A 22616-nucleotide genomic window follows, 5' to 3' on the forward strand; every position below is an offset into this window, starting at 1 on the left:
CCTTAGACGTATTGAGCAGATATTTGTAAAAGCTGTGCAACCCAACAACTTTTTACAAGGATGATAAATTAATACAGGCAACATTTTTTATACTTTTTACCACTGCCGCACGGACACGGATCATTTCTACCGACTTTTGACTGGTTGGCATATTCAAATCCTGGCGCAAGATCTTGCTTTAAATTAGCATCCGGGTGAAAACAAGCCCACCATTCCATTTCAGTGATGACATCGTTTATTAACCGGCATTGACGATTTTCTTTTAATCTAGTCAAGGCTTTGTCTTTGTCAATTTCAAGGTACCTATCAAGATACTCTTTGTTAATAATATCCTCGTCTACAAGCTCTTGGTCAAAGCAAGTAACAAGTTGATCATAGAGCTCTTCGGGATGTATGTCGCAGGAATTACACACCACACTAGCGACAAAAAAAGCATCTTCTTTCTGCTCAAGACAATGATCAAGTAGCGTTTCAATATAACTGACCAAGTCCCCTCGTGAAATCTGATCATTATTATAGAGAATCACCAAAGAACCTAATGCAGCACTACGAACATATTCATTAACGTCTTGATCTTCGATTAGTTGCTTTATTAAGCCAAGATCACTATTGCAAACTGAAGCCAAAATACTATTCAAGTCCTCTGTAACCATATCTCCTGTTGGATATAATGCCTCATCTTCATGTCCAAGCTGGCCAAAATATTGCACAATGATTGGGTAAGCTCTCTTTTCCCTAAATTGCGCAAGAAGATAGAGTGCATACATAAAAGCAGGCGTATCTTCAACAAATTGAGGGTTACCAGCAATTTCATCAATAATACTTAAAAGCGAAGGAGTGATCGCACTCTGTTGCAAAATAGCATCTTCCAACGCTTCCCGTGGAAAAATGGAATCATTATCTGTGTTTAATTTTGCAATTATTTGTTCTATGGTCAACATATGATGGGGTTTATTTTACGTGGTGATTAGCGATAAAGAAATTCAATGTTTGATCTGATTATTTCTGTACATTTACATGGGCACTTGCCGTATTTTTTTTTAACTGTAATTGGGTGCTTACCGCATTGCGCTCAAGTTGTTCTTTAGTAATCGCTGCATTACGATCTAATTGTTCTTGGGTACTTAACCTGTTTAGGTCGAGTTGAGTTTTGATTTTTGCAGGGTCTTGTTTGTACTGAGCTTTTATTGATGTCGCATTCTTTTCTGACTGCGCCTGAATTGCAGTCACGTTTTTATCCGACTGCGCTTTTATTACCGTAACGTTCTTATCTGATTGTGCTTTTATGCTGGTAGCATTCTGTTCGGCAAGTTCCAATAGCTTTTGATACTCAGAAGATTGCCCGGCGACCCCTTGAGTATCTTCACAAGGCGATATTGCGCCTTTTTTGCCTGAACATGGTTTATTGGAAGCCATTGATGTTAACGGGAGTAACAGGAGCATTAACAAGATTTTGTTCATGGCACTAAATTAAATAATCAGAGACAAAATCTGCAAAATCATCTTGCTCGGTTTTCTTGATTGAGCTTTGTAGTTTTTTTGAAGAAATATCCTCTATATCGTCAAGACACTCTTCACGGTAGGACTCTCGGAAATACTTAGCCCATTCATTTTTGCTTTTACAGAGGTCGTCAAAAGAGCCCATAAACTGAAGTCGTAATTCAATTTCTCTTAAAACCAAATTCAGACTATTCAGCAAATCATCACCCTCAACATTGGGTGTCGATTGTTCAATGAGGCTGGCAATTTCTGTTTTGACAGCTGCTATATCATCGCTGGCACCATCAAAAAGCGCATTGATGAAATCATTCTTTATCGCTTGTTGCATCTCTTTTTCAGTCTTATACCAAAAGAAACTGCCACCCGCACTCTGCTGGTGATCGTCTTCAATATAAAATCCAAATGGAAATTCAAGAGGATTTTTGCCTTGAGCTTCGTCTAAAGAGTTTATTAACTCTGCTTCCGTGTTCATTGGTTATTTACCTTTTAACATTGTTATAATTAAGCAGACAAGACAGTTTTAATGCCACTGATTGGAATATCGCCTTTATATAATTGTTTGGCAAAGTCCGGGATTAATTTTGTCATCCTGCGCTCATAATCACCTTCCCACACTTCCTTTAGTTTATCCCTCGCCAACTCATTGATATGTGCTTTACCTGATGCGTCAATTAAAACCATTGCCGTATCCTCTTTGTCCGTTATATCATTTTTATGCGTGGTGATTGCAAAGACGAAGTCATCTTTATCTTTAATCAGGGTTGCTAATAATTCGTCCAATAACTCTTCAAACTCATATTCATATAGATCCTGTTCCATTTTTCCGTCATTGAGCAAAGCATTTTTTAATACTATTTTTAGGTCTTTTGCTGTTGTTTTCATGGTCTTAAGATTGATTAATAGGTTTTATTCTGCCAACAGAGTAGCAATAGCTGACTTGGCATTGCACTGCGCAGTTACTTCTGCCAACTGTAATTCATTCAATTTATGTTTGATAGCTTCAGTGCCATTAAAGTCAAATGCTTGATAATCCTTTTTGGCAAAGGTAACGATTTGGCACTTCTTGAATGGCTGGTTTTCAAACGGCATTTTTGTGGGAGTCAGATTTAATGGTGCATTTCCTTCCAAACCGGGCGCATAAATCATAAATTCACCTTTCATCGCCAGCACTGCACGATACTGATTGGCACCGGTTAAATACAAGTACCCTACTTCAACCTCTTTTTCTTTTAATTTCATCTTACTAAATTCCTTGATTTGTTTCATTCCAACAAAACTTAATGCCTGTTTTTTTGGCAAGATAACACGGATTTAATCATAATATATCCACAAAACCTGTTCTTGTCGCGCATATCGTAAACACCATGACCAGTTCTTCGTTCTTAACAAGTGTTAATGGTTTCGGCAAGCCGTCTTGGGCCGGTTGATTCCCGATAACTGGCTCTATACAGACATACTGCTGTTTTTTATCACTCCAGATAACAAACACAATAGAGAGATTTTCAGTTATCGGCGATAGGTTGCAATTAATTGATACGGTGTAATTGGCTGTTGTAAGTTTGACTTCTTCGGATAACGACGCTGCTTTATATTTTTGCATACTGTCGTGTGGTAGTGATGCTGTGTCTATCCGAGTGGCCCCAATATTAATAAAACTGTTTTGCGTGACCGAAAAGTAGGGGTGAAACCCTGGCCGAACCCAAGCCGTGTCTGATAATGCGCGGATGGTTGTGGTTACTTTAAGCGTTTTACTATTTATTGCTTCGATTTCTTCCCAATCGGTAATAACATCAATATTACCCCAGTTATTTTCGGCAGGAGCTGAAAGGTTTTTTGTGTGTGGCAACTTATTATCGCAAGGAGTTGTTCTATATTCGCCGTGTTTAATGCTAAATGGCGGAGATAGCGCCTCAAAATTGGGTATACAAAGGAATACTCCGCCACGGGAACTACCATTTTCTTTACTATGCAGTGGCTCGACAATATTAATATCATCCAATTGCCAATTTGTTAGGGTGCCAGTATCGTTGAATTTCATAATAAGAAGTAAGTAGTTAAGGGCTCATTAGTTATCATGCTTGGCAGAATGTTCCGACGGAAAGCCGTACCTTTTAATTATTTATGTCGACTTAAATAGTCAGAGATCAACTAAGTGTGTTGAGTTGTTGTGTGAGCCCACGAATCCTGAATCAATATTGACCAGGAGGGCAGTGTGAAAAAATTAAACCGTCAAAATCAAGAAAGTGATTTTTCAGCAGGCATAAAAAAAGCGCAGTCTGTGATAAGTAAGCGCTTATTTTTATTACTTAATTTGTGGTGCGCCCTAGTGGATTCGAACCACCGACCACAGCCTTCGGAGGGCTGTACTCTATCCAGCTGAGCTAAGGGCGCTTAAGACCAAGCATTGTAACTGATCAGCAAGGTGATTACGATAACATTGTTTTTAAGTTGGCCAGATTGGCTTTGCCGCGTTCCTTGATAACTTCGGGGGTTAGCTGTTTTTTATTAATCCATTCAAGATCATCGGCCGGCAATTCATTTAGAAACCGGCTGGGTTCACATTCAGTGATTTCGCCATAACGTTTACGATGTGTACAGTAACTAAAAGTGCAGGTACGCTGGGCGCGGGTGATACCTACGTAAGCCAGACGGCGCTCTTCTTCTATATTATCGGTTTCAATGCTGTTTTGATGAGGCAGGATATTTTCTTCTATGCCAATCAGAAAAACATGCGGAAATTCCAGGCCTTTGGCGGCATGCAGGGTCATTAAGCTCACCTGATCGCTCACTTCTGCTTCCTGATTACGTTCCATAATATCCATCAACATAATCTTGGCGACAATCTCAGCCAGGGATTTATTGTTCTTGTTGCCATGCTCTGCTTGGGAATCCTTGTCGGCGATGCGCTTAAGCCATTCGACCAGCTCGTGGACATTTTTAATTTTACGATCAGCGGACTCTTTGCTTTTACTGTCTTCTCTTAAAAATTGCTCATAACCGATTTGATTAATCACCTGTTCGATCACGGCAAAGGTGTCGCCCTTGTCAATACGATCTGCCGTATCAATAACCCAGCTGTGGAATTTTTGCAACCGCTGGATGGCTTTCTCTGAGAGTTTTTGGGTTAAGCCCAGTTCGGTGCTGGCCGCAAATAAACCGATATGTCGGTCATTGGCATAAGTGCCGAGTTTTTCCATAGTCGTCGGGCCGATTTCGCGCCGGGGTGTGTTGATGATGCGTAAGTAAGCGGCATCATCATCCTGGTTAACAAATAAACGCAGGTAAGCCAGTATGTCTTTGATTTCCGGATTGGCAAAAAATGACGAGCTACCACTAATCAGATAAGGCACGTTGTTTTCCCTCAGACCTTGTTCAAATAATCGGGATTGATGATTGCCTCGGTATAAAATCGCATAATCTTGATAGCTACCACCGGTTTTAAATTTATGATGAACAATTTCCGAGATGACTTGTTTGGCTTCATCCTGGTCATTTTTATGACTTAAAACACGCAGTGAATCACCGTAACCCAATTCACTCCAGAGTTTTTTTTCAAAAGCATGAGGATTATTGGCAATCAGATGATTGGCCACCTTGAGTATGCGTCCTGTTGAGCGGTAATTTTGTTCCAGCTTGATCACTTGCAGGCGGGTAAAGTCTTTTTGTAATTGCGCCAGATTTTCCGGTTGCGCTCCACGCCATGCATAAATCGACTGATCATCATCACCTACAACAGTAAAGCGTCCCAGTGTTCCAGCGATTAATTTTACCAACTGGTATTGGGTGATATTGGTATCCTGATATTCATCCACCAGCAAATAACGGATTTTATTTTGCCATTTTTCCAACACGGCGGGGTGCTGCTGAAACAGCAATACCGGCAACAAAATCAAGTCGTCAAAATCGACGGCATTATAGGCTTTTAAACTGCGGGTATATTCGTTGTAAAGTCCGGCTGCCGAATATTGATCGCGATTTACTGTGGCTAGTGCCTGTTCCGGGGTTACAAAGGCATTTTTCCATTGACCGATTAGATGGGCATAAGTATCAAGATTATCGATATCACAATCTTTTGCGCCATGATTGATCAGGTTTTTTAGCAGGGTTTGTTTGTCTTGTTCATCAAACAGCGTAATCGCCGCTTTATAAGCCAACACTTTATGTTCTTTTCGTAAGATATCCAACCCTAATGAATGAAACGTAGAAACCCGTAAGCCCCGAATCTGGGTGTCATCGAGTAGTTTTGAAACCCGACTTTTCATTTCCCGTGCCGCTTTGTTGGTAAAAGTTACCGCTGCAATATGCCGTGCAGGTAAGCCTTGCTTAACCAGATAAGCGATTTTTTCGGTAATCACCCGCGTTTTACCACTCCCCGCACCGGCAAGGACTAATAAAGGGTGATCTATCGCTTTAACAGCGGCTTGTTGTTGGGGATTTAGTTTGGTCATTGGGATAGAAAGTCAGGATTAAGTGGTTTAACCCTATAGTGGTATTACAGTTGTTGGATAAGGCTGTTTATAATTTTTCAATCCCGTTGCCTTGATAAGACAGAAAAAATTCCGGCGAAAATATTAGGATATATCTTTGTTATTATACCTGTTTTTAATCGTCAGTTTATAGGATCTACTTTTATCAAGGGTCTATCCGGTCTTTATTTTATGGCGTTCTTGATAAAATGACTATGCTGGGTTACAGCCATTCTGATTGCTGATTAACAAGCTATTTCAGCCAGTTATGCCGGTGTATCCAGGCACTTACTGGCTGAGGTTTTTTGGTAATCAGGTTCTTTTTTAGGGATGCCTGTTTTGTATTTTTGAAGTGATTAAAGACTTATAATTTAGCCTTAATCATTTTTAATTTTTAAAGTAATATCAATCAATTTGAATAGGCTCTGATAATTTCTTTAACAATGCCTGAGCGAACGATATCTTCAACCGTAAATTCTACTATGCCTACTTTTTTGGTATGTTTAAGCCGGTTAACGGCATCGGCAAGCCCTGATTGAGAAGGAATATCTTTCTGTTCCAAATCACCATCAATGATAACTTTACAGTTATCCCCAATACGCGTTAAGAACAGCTTCATTTGGCCTGGCGTGGTATTTTGTGCCTCGTCCAAAATTGCCCAGCAATTTTTAAAAGTACGTCCGCGCATAAAGGCCAAAGGCATGGCACATATACGTTTGTGCTTTATCAGATAGTCTACTTGTGACCGCCCCAGTCTTTCGTTAAGTATGTCTCGAAAGGGCTCAATGTATGGTGCGTATTTTTCTTCCAGTTCTCCCGGGATAAAACCAAATTTTTCGCCTGCCTCAACACCAGGCCTGGTAAGTATAATGCGGTCAATCTTTTTTTCTCTTAGCATGTCGGCAGCCAATCCGGCTGCGACGTAGCTTTTTCCTGTGCCGGCGGGCCCTATGCCAAAGGTTATTATGTTATCCAAAATTGCCTTTATATAAGATCCTTGCGCTTTTGTAAGTGCCTGTACAGGTTCTAAAACTCTTCTTTCTATGACAAGATCAACTATATCAAGTAGCTCAAAATCATCATTTTTGGTGATTTTTCGATTATCTCTTCTGCGATAACTCATTTCTCTTTCAGATGTTTTCATTGCAGCTTTTTTGGACATGCACTCACTCCCAGTTATTACATTAACAATCGGTCAGTATTTTTTGTCGGCATACTTTAGAACTATTTGAACTTAACTTAATTAAAGTATAGATATTTCTTGGTTTGTGGTGATTTTTTTTGCTTTGAGACGGGTTAATTTGCGGATAAATTATCTGCGTGAGCCGGGCGTCAGCTTTGGCTGGAGTGATCGGTTGGACTCCCGACCATAGTCTGATTCGACAGCAAATCACGGGGATGAATGCCATGTGCTAATTGTGGCAAGTTTGATAGGGTCGTAGGGTTTAACGTTGATAAAATTACGGCAAGATTTTTGATGTTCATTCAACATAATAACAATCCTTGAATCTGCAAAATCAGGCTTTATTATTGAAGTAACTTATGACAGGGTCATGACGGTTTGGCTAAATTTTAATTACCGGTAAATCGCTGTGGAAGGTGATTCTTTAACATGTTTCTTTTTCAAAGAAGTACGACGAAAAATCAAACGGAAGGCGTTAAATGGCAAAAGCAGGTTGCCGTTTAACGGATTTATGGATGGTGCTATTTTTATAGTCTTTTCGTAAAGACGTGCAGTAAGGTAAAATAGATCTTAATCATGTTGAGTCAAATTAAAAATAAGTATTAAATCTTGTCTTGTTTGCCTACCCAATTGATCAATAAAATCTACTAAATAAAGGAGAAATATCATGAGAAAAAGTTTGTTTTTGACTGCCGCGCTACTGGTTTCGGGCAGTGCCTTGGCGGCGACTGATCACTATGTGCTACGCGATGGAAATCATGTTCAACATTTAAAAATCACCACCCTTAAAGATGATATTACGGTCAGTGCCGACGTTAATTTTGAGCCGAATGCCAGCGAAGTAGACGCTAAACCTTGCACTGGAGAAGTTTCAGGTCAAGCCACACTGGTTAGTGAAAATCAATTGCTTATGAAGCAACGTTCGGTAGTCGAAGCGACTTATTGCGAGCTGAAAGTTAATCTTACTCCGACTGGCGCGATAGTTGAGCAATCCAAGGATTGCGACAACTTTGCTCCGGGTATCTGTCGCTTCTCTACCGATGGCAAGGAATTGGTTAAAATCAAATAATTGGATGTGTAGGGTACGCATTGCGTACCCTTGGCCCTATCAGGTGTATGAGGCTTTGCTGATACCCTCTACACGCTACGATCCAGCTTGCGATAGCTAATCGCTTCACTCAAATGCTTGATTTCTATGTGTTCTGAGTTGGCCAAATCAGCAATAGTCCGCGCCAATTTTAAGATCCGATGATAAGCTCGGTGTGACAAACCAAATTTGTCCATAGCTTGCTCTAAAAGTTGGTGGCTTTGCTCGGATAGTACGCATAGCTTTTTAACTTCTTTTGCGGTTAATTCAGAATTCGCTTTGCCGCTACGCGCTACCGCCATGTTGCGTGCAGCGACTACACGTGCTCTGATGGTCGCGCTGCTTTCCTCGCCGCCCGGTGTACCTTTGCGCAACACTTCATGGGATATGCGCGGCACTTCCAGGTGCATATCAATGCGATCCAATAACGGCCCAGATACTCTTGCCCGATACCGCATGACTTGTTCCGAGGAGCAATGACAGCGCCCGGAGGCATCACCCAAATAGCCGCAAGGACAGGGGTTCATTGCGGCAATTAACTGAAAGCGTGCCGGAAAATCAACTTGCCGGGCTGCGCGTGAAATAGTGATATGTCCTGTCTCCAGGGGTTCGCGTAAAACTTCCAATACCCTACGATCAAATTCAGGCAATTCATCAAGAAATAACGTCCCGTTGTGAGCGAGGGATATTTCGCCCGGCCTGGGATTACTGCCGCCGCCGACCAAAGCCGCCGCTGAGGCGGTATGATGAGGTGCGCGATAAGGCGGTTTTAGCCAGTTGGCAACATCCAGACCTTGATCGCTAATAGAAGCAATAGCGGCAGTTTCTTGGGCTTGTTGTTCGGTTAATAACGGTAAAATAGTCGGCAATCGTGCGGCAATCATGGATTTTCCGGTGCCGGGAGGCCCAAGCATAATTAAATTATGTGCACCGGCGGCGGCAATTTCAAAAGCTCTTTTAACATGATATTGGCCATGGACATCCGCAAAATCCAGGTCATCTTTAGGTTCTGGTGGTTCGGTTTGTTGAAATTCGGGTTGTATTTGTGTCTGTCCGCTGAGATGAGCACAGACTTCTAACAAGTGTAATGCGGGGATAATTTCAATACCTTTAACCAGAGCAGCTTCGGCGGTATTTTCTTTGGGCAGGATTAGTTTTCTTTTGTGATTTCTGGCTTGTATGGCAATAGGAAGAACGCCTTTGACAGGGCGTAATTCTCCACCCAGGGACAGTTCGCCAATACATTCATATTGCTTAAGATTAGCCTGGGGGATTTGGCCGGACGCCGCTAAAATTCCTAAAGCAATGGCTAAATCAAAACGACCACCTTCTTTCGGTAAATCGGCAGGGGCCAGATTGACGGTAATGCGCTGGGCGGGAAATTCAAAGCGGGAATTTAATAACGCACCCCGAACACGGTCTTTACTCTCTTTGACGGCAGTTTCCGGCAAGCCGACAATATTTAACGCAGGTAAGCCGTTAGAAATATGAACTTCAACCATTACCAGAGGTGCTTCGATTCCTGAACGTCCCCGGCTAAAGATAACAGCTAAGCCCATGGCACTTTTGAATGGTTGTTATGTTTTTGTAGCGCCATTATAAAATCCCCGGCATTCCAATCATGAATATTGCATTGTAGGAGCGGGTCGCGCCCACGATGTTTTGGTAACGCTGCCGGTGCTGATTCGCATCGCTCGCAACCTAAAATCTTTAACAGTAACTATAGACTTTTAGAGATTAAATTTTCAGTTCTCGTCGCTGTATACTCATACAGATAACATCCCTTGAAGGATGGTATCTGTCGATAGAAAAATTATTTATCTGAAAATGGTTAAGCCAAAGAGTGACTTAACCTTACAATTCTTCTTTGTTAAGAACAGTGCTTTCCATTGCCGATACACGTTTTTCGAGGTCTTCCAGTTTTGAGCGGGTTTTTGCCAGAACCATCTTTTGTACTTCAAATTCTTCTCGGGTAACCAAATCCAGTTTACCTAATGCACCTTGTAAAATGGCATTAAAAGTTTTTTCCAGATCTTCTTTGAGGTTGTTCAGGCCGGGAGGAATGGCGCTAGCCAAACGATTGGCAATATCATCAATAGCTTTAGGGTCAAACATGGGTCACACTCATACAAAAAATTAAAAGGTACAAGGTGTAAACAATGATTGTTACACCTTGTATTTTAGTTATAAAGCAAACGCTTTTTTGAAAAACTCAGGTTGTGCCAGTGATGCTTTATGTATATCGATATTATAATAAATCGTTTCAAAAGGCTTGTTTGCCGAAGCCTGTTCCCTGAAGCTTGTTAAATCAGTTTTACTGGCAATCGTAGCACTCCACCAGCCGGAAGGATACAGGCATTGTGGAAAAAACAACGTTTGTAAATGGCCAAAACCACTGGTACTCATTGCATTGCGCATTTCGCCGATCAATTTCATGTTGAACAGTGCTGACTCGCTTTGTTGTACGATCATGCCATTTTCTGAAAGACAGTTAAAGCAGTCACGGTAAAAATCTTCGCTGAATAAGCCTAAAGCCGGCCCAATCGGGTCGGTGCTATCAACAATGATAATATCAACTGAATCAGGTGCCGCATCTTTTACCCATTTAATGCCGTCGATAAATTTTAACTCGGCTCTGGGGTCATTATTGGATTCACATAATTCAGGAAAATAAATTTCCGCCAGACGGGTAACGCGTTCATCAATATCAATCTGTACTGCGTGCTCTACTGAAGGGTGTTTCAAAACTTCTCTCAAGGTACCGCAGTCGCCGCCACCGATAATCCACACTCTTTTTGGTTCAGGATGCGTGAATAAAGCGGGATGACTCATCATTTCGTGATAAAAAAAGTTATCGCGGGTTGATACCATGGTGCAGCCATCAATCACCATTAAGTTACCGAAGGTTTCGGTTTCATAAATCTCAAGGTGTTGAAATTCGGATTGCTCTTCGTGTAATTTTTGTTTAATTTTTAATGAGAAGGCCGATTCAGCCCCTGGGACTTGCTCGGTAAACCATTCAGATGGGTTCATGTAGGGATTCCTGAAAAATAAACAAATAAATAAGTGCGCATTATATTAGAATTTGGGACTCTTTAGGCATAAAACGGAGATTTGAGTGAATTTAAGTCAGAGCAAAACCTGGTCAACTGAGCAATCAGCACAAACCTACGCAATAGATAATTGGGGTGACGGCTATTTTTCTATCAACGCCAGCGGACATGTCTGTGTAAAACCCAGTTCGGATAAGGCTATTGCACTGGATTTATTTGAAATCGCCCAGTCGCTCAATGATAAAAACTTGTCATTGCCGGTGTTGGTTCGTTTTACCGATATTTTAAAAGATCGTGCCAAACGGCTGTCTGATGCTTTTCAAAAAGCTTGTGTCACCAACAATTATAAGGGGCAATACACGCCGGTTTATCCCATCAAAGTAAACCAACAGCGTCAGGTAGTTGAAGGTATTTTATCGGCTGACAATATTGGCCTTGAAGCAGGCAGCAAACCGGAATTACTGGCCGTTATGGCGTTGTCCAATAAGGGCGTTGTGGTTTGTAATGGTTATAAAGATAGAGCCTATATTCGCCTGGCACTTATTGGCCTAAAAATGGGTTTGAATCTTTATCTGGTCATTGAAAAACCACTGGAACTTGAGCTGATTATCGAAGAAGCGGCCAAGTTAAATATTAAGCCACAACTCGGTGTGAGAGTTAGACTTTCAAGTATCAGTGCCGGAAAATGGCAAAACAGCGGTGGCGAAAAATCCAAGTTTGGCTTACATGCCCATGAAGTGCTTCAACTCATTGAGCGTCTGAAACAAACCGATTTACTGGACAGCTTGAAATTACTGCATTTTCATATGGGTTCGCAAATCGCCAATATCCATGATATTAAAATTGCCCTGAAAGAAGCCGGACAGTTTTATGTTGAATTACATCGTTTGGGTGCACAGATAAAAATTGTTGATGCAGGTGGTGGGTTAGGCGTTGATTACGATGGCAGTGGTTCGCGTCGTGAGTCGTCAATTAATTACAGTCTGGATGAATACGCCCAAAATATCGTCCGGAGTTTTGCAGAATTGTGTGCTGAAAAGCAAATGCCGCAACCTGATATTATCACCGAATCAGGTCGTGCATTGACGGCTCATCATGCGGTATTAATTACCAATGTCACGGATATTGAATCGGTTTATACCAATAAAGCCGAATTACTGGCATTACCCGTTGCGCATAATCTGGTTGAGCATTTTCATGATGCGCAGTTTGCCTTGTCAGAAGCACGTGCCCGTTTTACGCAGGATAAATTAAGCATTACCGAGCTTGCCAAAGCCGAGAATAACTATGCTCTTTTATGTCAGCAAATTAAAAGCCAGCTCAATCCCAACACCCAAAGCGAAGCTATTATTTTGGAGGAATTAAACGAGAAGCTGGCCGACAAGGTTTTTTGCAATTTTTCATTGTTTCAATCTATGCCTGATATTTGGGGGATTGATCAAATCTTCCCGATTATGCCTATTCATCGCCTTGATGAACAGCCTACGCGCCGCGCTGTTATTCAGGATTTAACCTGTGATTCGGATGGCCGTATTGATCAATATATTGATGGGCAAAATCTTGAAAATACGCTGCCATTACATGACATTGACAGCAATGAACCTTATCTCATCGGCTTTTTTATGGTCGGCGCTTATCAGGAAATATTAGGGGACATGCACAATTTATTTGGTGATACGCATTCCATTAATATTAAACTGGATGACAACGGCTATCATTTTTACGACTTGCAGGAAGGTGAGCATGTCAGTGATTTGCTGGACTATGTGCATATCAGTAGTGAAGATTTAAAAACTGCCTATCGGGACAAACTGGCAAAAAGTAATCTTAGTGAGCAACAACGCCAAGACTACGAACAAGAACTCATTGCCGGTTTGACGTCGTACACCTATTTGGGAAAATAATATGAAAGCAGGCATGATCGGGTTGGGCGCAATGGGTTTGGGCATGGCCAGAAATCTTGCCAAAGCAGGCTGTTTAACAGCTGTTTATAACCGTACTCCAGCAAAAACGGCAGAATTTACCGTAGCGGTTTTTGATTCACCTGAAGCGCTGGCGGCAGACGTTGATATTGTGCTGATTTGTGTTTCTGCCGATCAGGATGTGTTAAGCGTGGTTGAGGCGATAGCCTTAAGCATCAAGCCAGGTACAATTGTTGTCGATATGTCCACCGTAAGCAGTGTAACGGCCAAAAAAGCTGCCGCGATTTTGGCAGAAAAACAGGTGCTGTTTTTGGATGCACCGGTTTCAGGTGGCACGGAAGGCGCCAAGAATGGCACTTTGGCGATGATGGTGGGTGGAGATGTAACCGCGCTGGAAAAAGCCATGCCCGTATTGGAAGCAATGGCTGCGCGTATTATTCATATGGGTGCTACCGGTTCGGGGCAGGCTACCAAAGCCGTCAATCAAATTATGGGGGCAGGTATTAATCAGGCGGTTACGGAAGCGTTGGCTTTTGCGCAAACCCAAGGTTTGGCAATGGATAAAGTTATTGATGTTATTTCTGGTGGCGCGTCCGGCAACTGGTTTCTGCAACATCGTGGCTCGACCATGACCAAAGGTACTTTTACACCCGGTTTTAAGGTTGCGCTACATCATAAGGATTTAAAGATCTGCCAAGTGATGGCCGCTCAAACAGAGGCTCTGGTACCCTTGGTTGACATGACTGTTACAAGTTATGAACAGTTGATGTCGGAAGGCTATGGTGACGAGGATATTTCGGCATTGTATCGGCTGAAAAAACAGTAGATATCAACTAGCCAAATCTACTGGCATACCTGAATAAATGAAGCATGCTGTAATTATTCGCTGTTCACTCTGTAAATAATTTTTTGTTAGTTTTAGATCACGTGTAAGATATTGTGTGTAATTATTTTAATTTCTGGTGAAGGTCAGCGGAAAAAAACGGGAATTTCAATAACAAACAGACTTTTGAATAATCGGTTTTAGTTAACCGATTATCGTTAAGACAGTACTTGACGACAAGATGTTGAGCAATAGTTTTGCTGATTTAACGGTTAATTACTTAAGTCTGTTTGTTAATCCCAAAGAACAATTCTTAAATCAAACATACGATACTCGCTTCAGGCGATAACTTTCCAATACCCAAATGAAAAGAAAGATAGCTGTTCTATTTGTAGTTGCATTACTTGTTATTATTAATTTCAGTATTTGGAGTTATATCAATAACCCCTTGCAATTGGAATCTTGGACCAAGACCACGATGGGGGTCACCTACGATCCAATGCGCAAGGAAGATACGCAAAATGGTAACACCTACCCCAGTGAAGCCGATATGGACAAAGATTTGGCTTTGCTTGCCGATAAAGTTCATGCAATTCGAACCTATAGCATGCTTAAAGGGAATCACAAAATTCCTGAGCTGGCCGCTAAATATAATTTAAATACGACCTTAGGTGCATGGATTGGAGCTAATCTGGAAGGAAATCGCCAGGAAATCGAAACTTTAATCGAAGCCGGTCGCCAGAATAATCCACGAATCATTCGGTTGATGGTGGGCAACGAAGTGTTACTTCGTAATGATCTTCCTAAAGCGGCCTTGATCGAGTATATCCGGGAAGTTAAAAAGCGCAGTTGGCGTCCTGTCAGTACTTCTGAAACATGGGATATTTGGTTAAAAAATCCGGATCTTGTTACCGAAGTTGACTTTATTGCCGTGCATATTTTGCCTTATTGGGAAGGTATTCCTGCAGAAGATGGGGTTGATTATGTTTTTAGCCGTTATCATGAATTACAACAGACTTATCCAGGTAAGCCCATCATTATTACTGAAGTCGGTTGGCCTTCAGATGGTCAGCCCTTTAAACATGCAACAGCATCAATATCCAATCAGGCAAAATTTTTACGTGAATTTATTAATCGGGCCGACAAGGAAAGCGTTAATTATTATATTGTGGAAGCTTTTGATCAGCCTTGGAAAAAGTCTATAGAAGGCTCAGCGGGTGCTTATTGGGGGATATTTAATGCTGATCGACAACCCAAGTATCCAATGAATGGCGATGTGCTGACCATGCCTGCCTGGAAAAACTGGGCAGTTGGTGCAGCAGGTTTTAGTATTGTATTAATGGGCTTGTTCTTATTTACCCGTAGCACGTTAAAGCTGCCCGGTATTTTGTTTTTCGGCTTAATTGTCAATCTTGCTGTTTCGGTGATTTTTTGGTCTGCATCGATAGGAGCCCATCAATATCAAACAAATCTCAGTATTTTATTTTGGGGCTTGATGATACTGATGCAGATTATGGCAGTCGTTATTTTGCTAATAGAGAGTTTGGAAATTGCAGAAGTGATCTGGCATAAAAAGACCGCGAGAACCTTTCAACCGCTAAAGCCCTCGGCTGAGTTTAAATATCCCAAAGTTTCTCTGCATTTACCCATTCATAACGAGCCACCCATGATGGTGCGTGAGACGCTTGAGGCTTTGGCGAAAGTGGATTATCCCAACCTTGAAGTGCTGGTGATGGACAACAACACCAAAGATCCTGCGGTATGGGAGCCGGTACGTGAGGATTGTGAACGACTGGGGCCTATGTTCCGGTTTTTCCATCTGGAGAACTGGCCTGGTTTCAAGGCTGGTGCAATCAATCATGCACTTGAACAAACTGCCAGCGACGCAGAAATTATTGCGGTTATTGACAGCGATTATGTCTTGTCGCCAGACTGGCTAAAATGCATGGTGCCATACTTCGATAATGAAAATGTCGGCTTTGTGCAATCGCCACAGGACTATCGTGATCGTGATGAAGGCCTCTTTAAATCTTTTTGTTATTGGGAATATGCCGGCTTTTTTAATATAGGCATGGTGCAAAGAAACGAATACAACGCCATTATCCAGCATGGCACCATGACCATGATTAGAAAATCTGCCTTATTGGAAGTCGGTAAATGGGCAGAATGGTGTATTTGTGAAGACAGTGAACTCGGTTTGCGTTTGTATGAAGCCGGCTATGACTCGGTTTATGTAAAGGATTCATTTGGTCGTGGTGTAATGCCTGACACCATGTCAGGTTATATGACTCAACGCTTTCGCTGGGTTTATGGTGCCATGCAAATCATTAAGGGACATTGGCGCAGCTTTTTACCTTCGAAAAACTCACCACTAACAGCCGCGCAACGTTATTATTTTATTGCCGGTTGGTTGCCGTGGTTTTCAGATGCCCTGGCGTTGTTATTTACGACCGCCAGTTTGATTTTAACCGCAGTAATATTGACTGACCCGATACATAGCGAACTACCTGCAAATGTATTTTTATTACCGACGGTCGGTTTATTCAGCTTTAAGATTCTGCGTGGTTTATGGTTATATCAGGCGCGTGTTCCGTGTTCAGTTTGGCAATCCTTGGGTGCCGCGTTAACCGGTTTGTCTTTAACCCATACTGTCGCCAGAGGTACGGTTCAGGGCTTGTTTACCTCGGGTAAACCGTTTATGCGGACACCTAAATTTGAAAAACAGGGGCCTTTGTTTGCCGGTTTAATGACTATCAGGCAGGAATTGTTTTTGCTGATATTGTTAAGTTCATGTATCACTGCAATGTGTGTTACCGAGCATTTTGATAATTTAAGTGGTAAATTATGGATAGCGGTCTTGTCGGTGCAAATGGTTCCTTATGCCGCTGCTTTACTGACATTGCTGATCAGCGTTGCACCGAATTATCGTCGTAAAGCCAAACGTGCTGCTGAAGAGTTGAATAAGTAAAGAAGGTGTAAATTCCTTAAAAAAATAGCACCATGAAGGCACGAAGACAAAGCAGGGTAAAAACTTCATGTTCTTCATGTTCTTCGTGTCTTCGTGGCGTGCAGTTATAATCAGCTTTTGATTGAATAATTCAAGATCCCTACAACGATCCTTGATCGTACACACAGGAAAACCCCAATGACCCTTATTCGCCAAGACGACTTTATCCAAAGTATCGCTGATTCACTGCAATTTATTTCCTACTATCATCCGCTGGATTTTATCCAGGCTTTAAATGACGCTTATCAAAAAGAGCAAAATCCGGCCGCCAAAGATGCCATGGCACAAATATTAATCAATTCCCGAATGTGTGCCGAAGGTCATCGACCGATCTGTCAGGATACCGGAATAGTGACTGTTTTCTTAAAAATCGGTATGGATGTGCAATGGTCGGCTGATATTAGTGTCACGGATATGGTCAATGAAGGCGTTCGACGCGCTTATCTTCATCCTGATAATATTTTGCGTGCTTCGATATTGAAAGATCCGGCCGGAAAACGCATTAATACCGGCGATAACACGCCAGCTGTGGTTCATATGGAACTCGTAACCGGTAATACGGTTGATGTTGAGATCGCGGCAAAGGGTGGCGGTTCTGAGGCAAAAGCCAAGTTTATTATGCTTAATCCTTCGGACAGTATTGTTGACTGGGTATTAAAAACCGTACCAACCATGGGGGCGGGCTGGTGTCCTCCGGGCATATTGGGTATAGGTATTGGTGGCACTGCAGAGAAAGCCATGATTCTTGCCAAGCAAGCCTGCATGGGGTCTATCGATATCCAAGAGCTTATTGCCCGTGGCGCGAGTAATGCGCTGGAAGAATTACGCCTTGAGTTGTATGACAAAGTAAATGCACTGGGTATTGGTGCGCAGGGATTGGGTGGTTTGACTACCGTGCTGGATGTCAAAATTAAAGATTATCCGACGCATGCCGCTAACAAACCTGTTGCCATTATTCCTAATTGTGCGGCAACCCGGCATGTACATTTTGTTCTGGATGGTTCTGGCCCTGCCGAGTTTAAACCTCCCCATCTCGAAGATTGGCCAAACATTACCCGGGATGCCGGTGTTAATGCTCGTAGAGTTGATTTGGACACGGTGACGCCTGCCGAAGTGGCCACCTGGAAACCGGGCGAAACCTTACTGCTAAACGGTACGATGCTAACGGGCCGAGATGCCGCACATAAACGCATGGTTGATTTGCTGGAACGTGGTGAGTCGCTGCCGGAAAGTGTCGATTTTACCAACAAGTTTATTTATTATGTGGGTCCTGTCGATCCGGTACGCGATGAAGTGGTTGGCCCGGCCGGACCAACAACAGCAACGCGTATGGATAAATTTACTGAAACCATGCTGGCTAAAACCGGTTTGCTGGGCATGATTGGTAAAGCAGAGCGTGGACCCGAAGGCATTGCTGCTATCAAAAAACATCAGGCTGTTTATCTGATGGCTGTCGGTGGCGCTGCCTATCTGGTATCAAAAGCCATACGCCACTCGCGCATCGTCGCATTTGAAGATCTTGGTATGGAAGCTATTCATGAATTTATTGTTGATGATATGCCCGTTACCGTGGCGGTGGACACTCAAGGCATATCGATACATGAAATAGCACCAAAAATTTGGCAGAACAAAATCGGCAAAATCCCTGTAGTTGTTGAATCATAATTAATGTTGGTATAAGGTTAAAGAGTAAAAAATCGGCCTTTAACAGGTTCGCTCTTTGCTCTTGGCCATGTGCCTTGCAGCTATGCATTTTCGTGATCTTTGTGGTGAATAAGAATTGCCTGCCTTGAAAAAAAATCATACGCCCCCACATATTCAGCAATCATTTTAACAATTTTAGGAATAGTATCGTGACTGTTGAAGCAAAAAAAGAAACCCTGGGCTTTGAAACTGAAGTTAAACACCTCCTGCATTTGATGATTCACTCCTTGTATAGCAATAAGGAAATCTTTTTGCGGGAGTTGATTTCCAATGCTTCGGATGCCGCTGACAAGCTGCGTTTTGAAGCACTGTCTAATGACGGCTTGTATGAAGGTGATGCCGAGCTGAAAATTCGCCTGGAATTTGATAAAGAAAAACGCACCATTACTATTATAGATAATGGTATCGGTATGACCCGTGCAGAAGTTCAGGAACACATTGGAACGATTGCAAAATCAGGTACCAAGCAGTTTTTTGAAGCCTTGACCGGTGAGCAAGCCAAAGACAGTGAGTTAATTGGCCAGTTTGGCGTAGGTTTTTATTCTGCATTTATTGTGGCTGATAAAGTTACTTTAACTACCCGCAAAGCCGGCGCCGATAAAAGTGAAGGTACCCGTTGGGAATCTGCAGGTGAGGGTGATTACACCATAGAAGCAGTAGAAAAGGCACAGCGCGGTACAGAAATCGTTCTGCATTTGAAAGAAGCAGAAAGCGAATTTTTGGACGGTTATCGTATCCGCTCTATAGTCAGAAAATTTTCTGACCATATTTCTTTACCCATTGTTATGGATAAAGAAATTATGCCGGCAATGGCTGAAGAAGAGATTGAAGAAGGCGAAGAAGTTAAAGAAGCTAAGCCTGTTGCAGCAATTGAAGAAGAAACTATTAACAGTGCTTCTGCCTTATGGACCAAATCCCGTCAAGAAATTTCAGATGACGATTATAATCAATTTTACAAGCACGTTGGTCATGATTTTCAGGACCCATTAACGCATGTGCACAGTAAAGTTGAAGGTACTAACGAATATGCCTTGTTGCTTTATGTGCCATCACGCGCACCGTTTGATATGTGGGACAGGGATACCAAACATGGTGTAAAGCTGTATATTCGTAAAGTCTTTATTACCGATGATGCCGAGCAGTTAATGCCGCGTTATTTACGTTTTATCCGGGGTGTTATTGATGCCAATTCATTACCGTTAAACGTATCCAGGGAATTACTGCAACAAAGTAAACAAATCAGTGCGATTAAAACCGGTGCGGTAAAAAAAGTATTGGGTATGTTGGAAAATCTGGCCAAAAATGAACCGGAAAAATACGAAACATTCTGGTCTCAGTTTGGTTCGGTGATTAAAGAAGGCCCGATTGAAGACCATGCCAATAAGGCACGCGTTGCCAAATTACTGCGCTTTGCCACTACCCATGCAGATACTGACAAGCAGGACGTTGCTCTTGAAGATTACGTTAGTCGTATGAAAGAAGGTCAGGAGCATATTTATTATGTAACGGCGGACAGTTTTTCTGCGGCAAAAAACAGCCCGCATCTGGAAATATTCCGTAAGAAAGGCATTGAAGTTATTCTGTTATCTGACCGTATTGATGAATGGTTGGTCTCTAATCTGGACGAGTTTGAAGGCAAGCATTTACAGTCTGTTGCCAAAGGCGATTTGGATTTAGGTGGTCTGGATGCCGAAGAAGATAAAGCGGCTCTGGATGAAGTTAATAAAGATTTTGAGGCTGTACTTAAGCAGATTAAAGACGTGTTGGCAGATAAAGTCAGCGAAGTCCGTTTGAGTCATCGTTTAACCGAATCCCCTGCTTGTTTGGTCGCTGATGTTTATGGGATGAGTCTTAACATGGAAAGAATTATGAAGGATGCCGGTCAATCAATGGGCATGGGTAGAAAACCGGTTTTTGAAATTAATCCGACACATCCGCTGGTTGTGCGTATGAAAGCAGAGCAGGATGATACCCGTTTTGCCGACTTGACTCATATTTTGTTTGATCAGGCAATTTTGAGCGAAGGTGGGCAGTTGGATGACCCTGCTGCCTTTGTCCATAAGCTAAATGGTTTGTTGCAAGGTTTGTTAAAATAACCGTTAACAAAACCAAAAAAGGCTGGAGTGATCCAGCCTTTTTTTTGCCTGATAATCTTCATAATAAAAATCTAGCATGACATGAGATGGATTTATGTATTTAATTACATGTTCAATACACGTTTTTCCGCATTAGATTTTCTATTCTTGGGCATGCCTCCCAAGCACTTTCTGTATTGACGTCATCAACAACAAGGTTGTGCTGACATCAACTTTTCCTTTAGCTTAGTATCGATATAAACAGTCATTATGGAATTCGTCTGGATTAGCACCGCTTACATGATTGGCTTAATTGCCAGTCGTTTGTCTTTTCCTCCTCTTGTGGGTTATCTGGTTGCCGGTTATGTTTTGCATGGTTTGGATATAGCTCCCCTGCCAAACTTGGCGCATCTTGCCGATATTGGTATTGAGTTATTGTTGTTTTCAGTCGGCTTAAAACTTAAACCCAGCTCGTTGTTACGCAGTGAAGTGTTAAGCGTAGGCGGTTCTCATCTGCTTCTGGTTACCGGCGTTTCTGCGTTGATATTTCTGGCCATGGGCCAGCGTATTAGTGGCGGTTTAGTGTTAGGTGCCAGTCTGGCTTTTTCCAGTACCGTACTTGCCATTAAAGTATTGGATGATAGTCGTGAGTTGTCATCCCTGCATGGCCGTGACGTGCTGAGTATTCTGATTTTACAAGACATAGTCGCAATCGGTTTGCTTGCGTTCGCGGATGGCAAGCAATTGACACTTTGGGCTTTAATATTATTAATTGTGCCGTTTCTGCGGCCGCTGGCACATCGATTGCTCACGGTTAGTCGTTCGGGTGAGCTCATCTTGATGTTAGGGGTATCATTGGCGTTGGGCGGTGGTTTATTGGCAGAAAGTGTCGGTGTCTCCCCTGATATTGGTGCGCTGCTAACCGGCGTGATGCTGGCTTCACATCCCAAGATAGAAGACCTTTCCAACAAGCTTTGGAGTCTCAAGGAATTATTTCTGGTCGCATTTTTTCTCCAAATTGGAATGGCCAATTTTCCGACTCAGGAACAAGCAGTGACGGCCATGGAATTGCTAATGCTACTGCCATTACAGGGAGGCTTGTTTTTTTCGTTATTCCTACTGGCAGGTTTACGCGCCCGTACGGCCTTTGTTTCATCTTTGGCATTGATGACGTATAGCGAGTTTGCACTCATTACTACCGGGGCAGTGGTTAATGCCAATTTGTTACCTGAAGAATGGACATCAATTATTAGTCTGGCGGTTGCCGGTTCTTTAGCGATTGCAGCCCCCCTGAACCGTTATTCGCACCGCCTGTTTTCATGGGCCGAACCGGTATTGGTTCGTTTTGAAAAAAAATCCAGGCAGTCTGATCGCTTGCCTGAATCCTTTGGTGTTTCGGAATGGTTGGTTGTTGGTATGGGGCGTACTGGTGTTTCTGCTTATCTGGCACTACACGAGCAGGATAAGCTTGTAGTAGGGCTGGATTCTGATCCGACAGTATTGGAAAATCTGCTTGCCGAAAGACGACGGGTGGTTTACGGCGATGCCGAAGATACGGAGTTGTGGGGCAGGCTTCCTCTGGAAAAAATTAAAGGGGTTATTTTAACTGTTCCGGAATTTGAAGTTAGATGTGCTGCAATTAACCGACTTAGAAAACGAGGTTTTTCGGGTAAAATAGGCACGATTTGTTATTACAAGGGAGAAGAGCGGGAATTAATTCGGCTGGGAGCAGATTTGATTATCCATCCTTTGGTTGAAGCAGGTAACCAGCTTGTTAAACAAATATTGGCATAATG

General features: G+C 42.4%; 18 protein-coding genes and 1 tRNA gene. 7 read left to right on the forward strand and 12 right to left on the reverse strand.

What is annotated here, in order from left to right; genetic code table 11:
• Positions 1-68: 68 nt before the first annotated feature.
• The 9 genes from KKZ03_RS09300 to KKZ03_RS09340 form a co-directional block, all read right to left on the reverse strand.
• Positions 69-941, reverse strand: coding sequence for a DUF1186 domain-containing protein (locus KKZ03_RS09300; protein ID WP_243221210.1), 873 nt, complete (start codon positions 939-941; stop codon positions 69-71).
• Between the two features lie 58 nt (positions 942-999).
• On the reverse strand, positions 1000-1416 hold the full coding sequence (locus KKZ03_RS09305; protein WP_243221211.1) for a hypothetical protein: 417 nt from the start codon (positions 1414-1416) through the stop codon (positions 1000-1002).
• A 49-nt stretch (positions 1417-1465) separates the two neighbouring features.
• Positions 1466-1972 carry a hypothetical protein gene (locus KKZ03_RS09310; protein ID WP_243221212.1) on the reverse strand — a complete coding sequence of 169 codons (507 nt, stop codon included), beginning with the start codon at positions 1970-1972 and terminating at the stop codon, positions 1466-1468.
• A 29-nt stretch (positions 1973-2001) separates the two neighbouring features.
• Positions 2002-2382, reverse strand: a complete 381-nt coding sequence (locus KKZ03_RS09315) for a hypothetical protein (RefSeq protein ID WP_243221213.1) — start codon at positions 2380-2382, stop codon at positions 2002-2004.
• A 24-nt stretch (positions 2383-2406) separates the two neighbouring features.
• Positions 2407-2739 (reverse strand): hypothetical protein, encoded by a 333-nt coding sequence (locus tag KKZ03_RS09320; protein ID WP_243221214.1) that lies wholly within the window; start codon positions 2737-2739, stop codon positions 2407-2409.
• A 76-nt stretch (positions 2740-2815) separates the two neighbouring features.
• Positions 2816-3538 carry a hypothetical protein gene (locus KKZ03_RS09325; protein ID WP_243221215.1) on the reverse strand — a complete coding sequence of 241 codons (723 nt, stop codon included), beginning with the start codon at positions 3536-3538 and terminating at the stop codon, positions 2816-2818.
• 276 nt (positions 3539-3814) lie between these two features.
• A tRNA-Arg gene (locus KKZ03_RS09330) sits at positions 3815-3891 on the reverse strand.
• Positions 3892-3926: 35 nt separating this feature from the next.
• Positions 3927-5948, reverse strand: coding sequence for a DNA helicase Rep (gene rep / locus KKZ03_RS09335; RefSeq protein ID WP_243221216.1), 2022 nt, complete (start codon positions 5946-5948; stop codon positions 3927-3929).
• 427 nt (positions 5949-6375) lie between these two features.
• A complete protein-coding gene (locus KKZ03_RS09340) occupies positions 6376-7128 on the reverse strand; it encodes a PhoH family protein (protein ID WP_243221217.1) in 753 nt (250 codons plus the stop codon).
• 688 nt (positions 7129-7816) lie between these two features.
• On the opposite strand from KKZ03_RS09340, the gene KKZ03_RS09345 reads away from it, so the two are divergent.
• Positions 7817-8218, forward strand: coding sequence for a hypothetical protein (locus KKZ03_RS09345; RefSeq protein ID WP_243221218.1), 402 nt, complete (start codon positions 7817-7819; stop codon positions 8216-8218).
• Between the two features lie 68 nt (positions 8219-8286).
• Here KKZ03_RS09345 and KKZ03_RS09350 read toward each other — a convergent pair whose 3' ends face one another.
• The 3 genes from KKZ03_RS09350 to speE all read right to left on the reverse strand — a co-directional run bounded on the left by KKZ03_RS09350 (position 8287) and on the right by speE (position 11269).
• Entirely contained in the window at positions 8287-9795 is a 1509-nt protein-coding gene (locus KKZ03_RS09350) for a YifB family Mg chelatase-like AAA ATPase (RefSeq protein ID WP_243221219.1), read from the reverse strand.
• A 295-nt stretch (positions 9796-10090) separates the two neighbouring features.
• Entirely contained in the window at positions 10091-10351 is a 261-nt protein-coding gene (locus KKZ03_RS09355) for an accessory factor UbiK family protein (RefSeq protein ID WP_243221220.1), read from the reverse strand.
• Positions 10352-10420: 69 nt separating this feature from the next.
• Positions 10421-11269 carry a polyamine aminopropyltransferase gene (gene speE / locus KKZ03_RS09360; protein WP_243221221.1) on the reverse strand — a complete coding sequence of 283 codons (849 nt, stop codon included), beginning with the start codon at positions 11267-11269 and terminating at the stop codon, positions 10421-10423.
• Between the two features lie 85 nt (positions 11270-11354).
• On the opposite strand from speE, the gene speA reads away from it, so the two are divergent.
• The 6 genes from speA (at position 11355) to KKZ03_RS09390 (ending at position 22614) form a co-directional block, all read left to right on the forward strand.
• Positions 11355-13193 carry a biosynthetic arginine decarboxylase gene (speA, locus tag KKZ03_RS09365; protein ID WP_243221222.1) on the forward strand — a complete coding sequence of 613 codons (1839 nt, stop codon included), beginning with the start codon at positions 11355-11357 and terminating at the stop codon, positions 13191-13193.
• A 1-nt stretch (position 13194) separates the two neighbouring features.
• A complete protein-coding gene (locus tag KKZ03_RS09370) occupies positions 13195-14037 on the forward strand; it encodes an NAD(P)-dependent oxidoreductase (protein ID WP_243221223.1) in 843 nt (280 codons plus the stop codon).
• Positions 14038-14398: 361 nt separating this feature from the next.
• Positions 14399-17002, forward strand: a complete 2604-nt coding sequence (locus KKZ03_RS09375; protein WP_243221224.1) for a glycosyltransferase — start codon at positions 14399-14401, stop codon at positions 17000-17002.
• A gap of 177 nt (positions 17003-17179) precedes the next feature.
• The gene (locus KKZ03_RS09380; protein WP_243221225.1) at positions 17180-18706 is read left to right on the forward strand and encodes a fumarate hydratase; all 1527 of its coding nucleotides are present in this window, start codon (positions 17180-17182) and stop codon (positions 18704-18706) included.
• Positions 18707-18894: 188 nt separating this feature from the next.
• A complete protein-coding gene (gene htpG, locus KKZ03_RS09385; protein ID WP_243221226.1) occupies positions 18895-20841 on the forward strand; it encodes a molecular chaperone HtpG in 1947 nt (648 codons plus the stop codon).
• A 249-nt stretch (positions 20842-21090) separates the two neighbouring features.
• On the forward strand, positions 21091-22614 hold the full coding sequence (locus KKZ03_RS09390; protein WP_243221227.1) for a cation:proton antiporter family protein: 1524 nt from the start codon (positions 21091-21093) through the stop codon (positions 22612-22614).
• Positions 22615-22616 lie beyond the last annotated feature (2 nt).

This window comes from Methylobacter sp. S3L5C (assembly GCF_022788635.1).
In the GTDB taxonomy this organism is placed as follows: domain Bacteria; phylum Pseudomonadota; class Gammaproteobacteria; order Methylococcales; family Methylomonadaceae; genus Methylobacter_C.

Coding starts and splice junctions, on each gene's coding strand:
- rep (WP_243221216.1), bottom strand. CDS start 5,948: ATGACCAAACTAAATCCCCAACAACAAGCCGCTGTTAAAGCGATAGAT.
- KKZ03_RS09325 (WP_243221215.1), bottom strand. CDS start 3,538: ATGAAATTCAACGATACTGGCACCCTAACAAATTGGCAATTGGATGAT.
- KKZ03_RS09375 (WP_243221224.1), top strand. CDS start 14,399: ATGAAAAGAAAGATAGCTGTTCTATTTGTAGTTGCATTACTTGTTATT.
- KKZ03_RS09370 (WP_243221223.1), top strand. CDS start 13,195: ATGAAAGCAGGCATGATCGGGTTGGGCGCAATGGGTTTGGGCATGGCC.
- KKZ03_RS09310 (WP_243221212.1), bottom strand. CDS start 1,972: ATGAACACGGAAGCAGAGTTAATAAACTCTTTAGACGAAGCTCAAGGC.
- KKZ03_RS09345 (WP_243221218.1), top strand. CDS start 7,817: ATGAGAAAAAGTTTGTTTTTGACTGCCGCGCTACTGGTTTCGGGCAGT.
- KKZ03_RS09315 (WP_243221213.1), bottom strand. CDS start 2,382: ATGAAAACAACAGCAAAAGACCTAAAAATAGTATTAAAAAATGCTTTG.
- KKZ03_RS09390 (WP_243221227.1), top strand. CDS start 21,091: ATGGAATTCGTCTGGATTAGCACCGCTTACATGATTGGCTTAATTGCC.
- KKZ03_RS09340 (WP_243221217.1), bottom strand. CDS start 7,128: ATGTCCAAAAAAGCTGCAATGAAAACATCTGAAAGAGAAATGAGTTAT.
- KKZ03_RS09305 (WP_243221211.1), bottom strand. CDS start 1,416: ATGGCTTCCAATAAACCATGTTCAGGCAAAAAAGGCGCAATATCGCCT.
- KKZ03_RS09380 (WP_243221225.1), top strand. CDS start 17,180: ATGACCCTTATTCGCCAAGACGACTTTATCCAAAGTATCGCTGATTCA.
- KKZ03_RS09350 (WP_243221219.1), bottom strand. CDS start 9,795: ATGGGCTTAGCTGTTATCTTTAGCCGGGGACGTTCAGGAATCGAAGCA.
- KKZ03_RS09300 (WP_243221210.1), bottom strand. CDS start 941: ATGTTGACCATAGAACAAATAATTGCAAAATTAAACACAGATAATGAT.
- speE (WP_243221221.1), bottom strand. CDS start 11,269: ATGAACCCATCTGAATGGTTTACCGAGCAAGTCCCAGGGGCTGAATCG.
- KKZ03_RS09320 (WP_243221214.1), bottom strand. CDS start 2,739: ATGAAATTAAAAGAAAAAGAGGTTGAAGTAGGGTACTTGTATTTAACC.
- KKZ03_RS09355 (WP_243221220.1), bottom strand. CDS start 10,351: ATGTTTGACCCTAAAGCTATTGATGATATTGCCAATCGTTTGGCTAGC.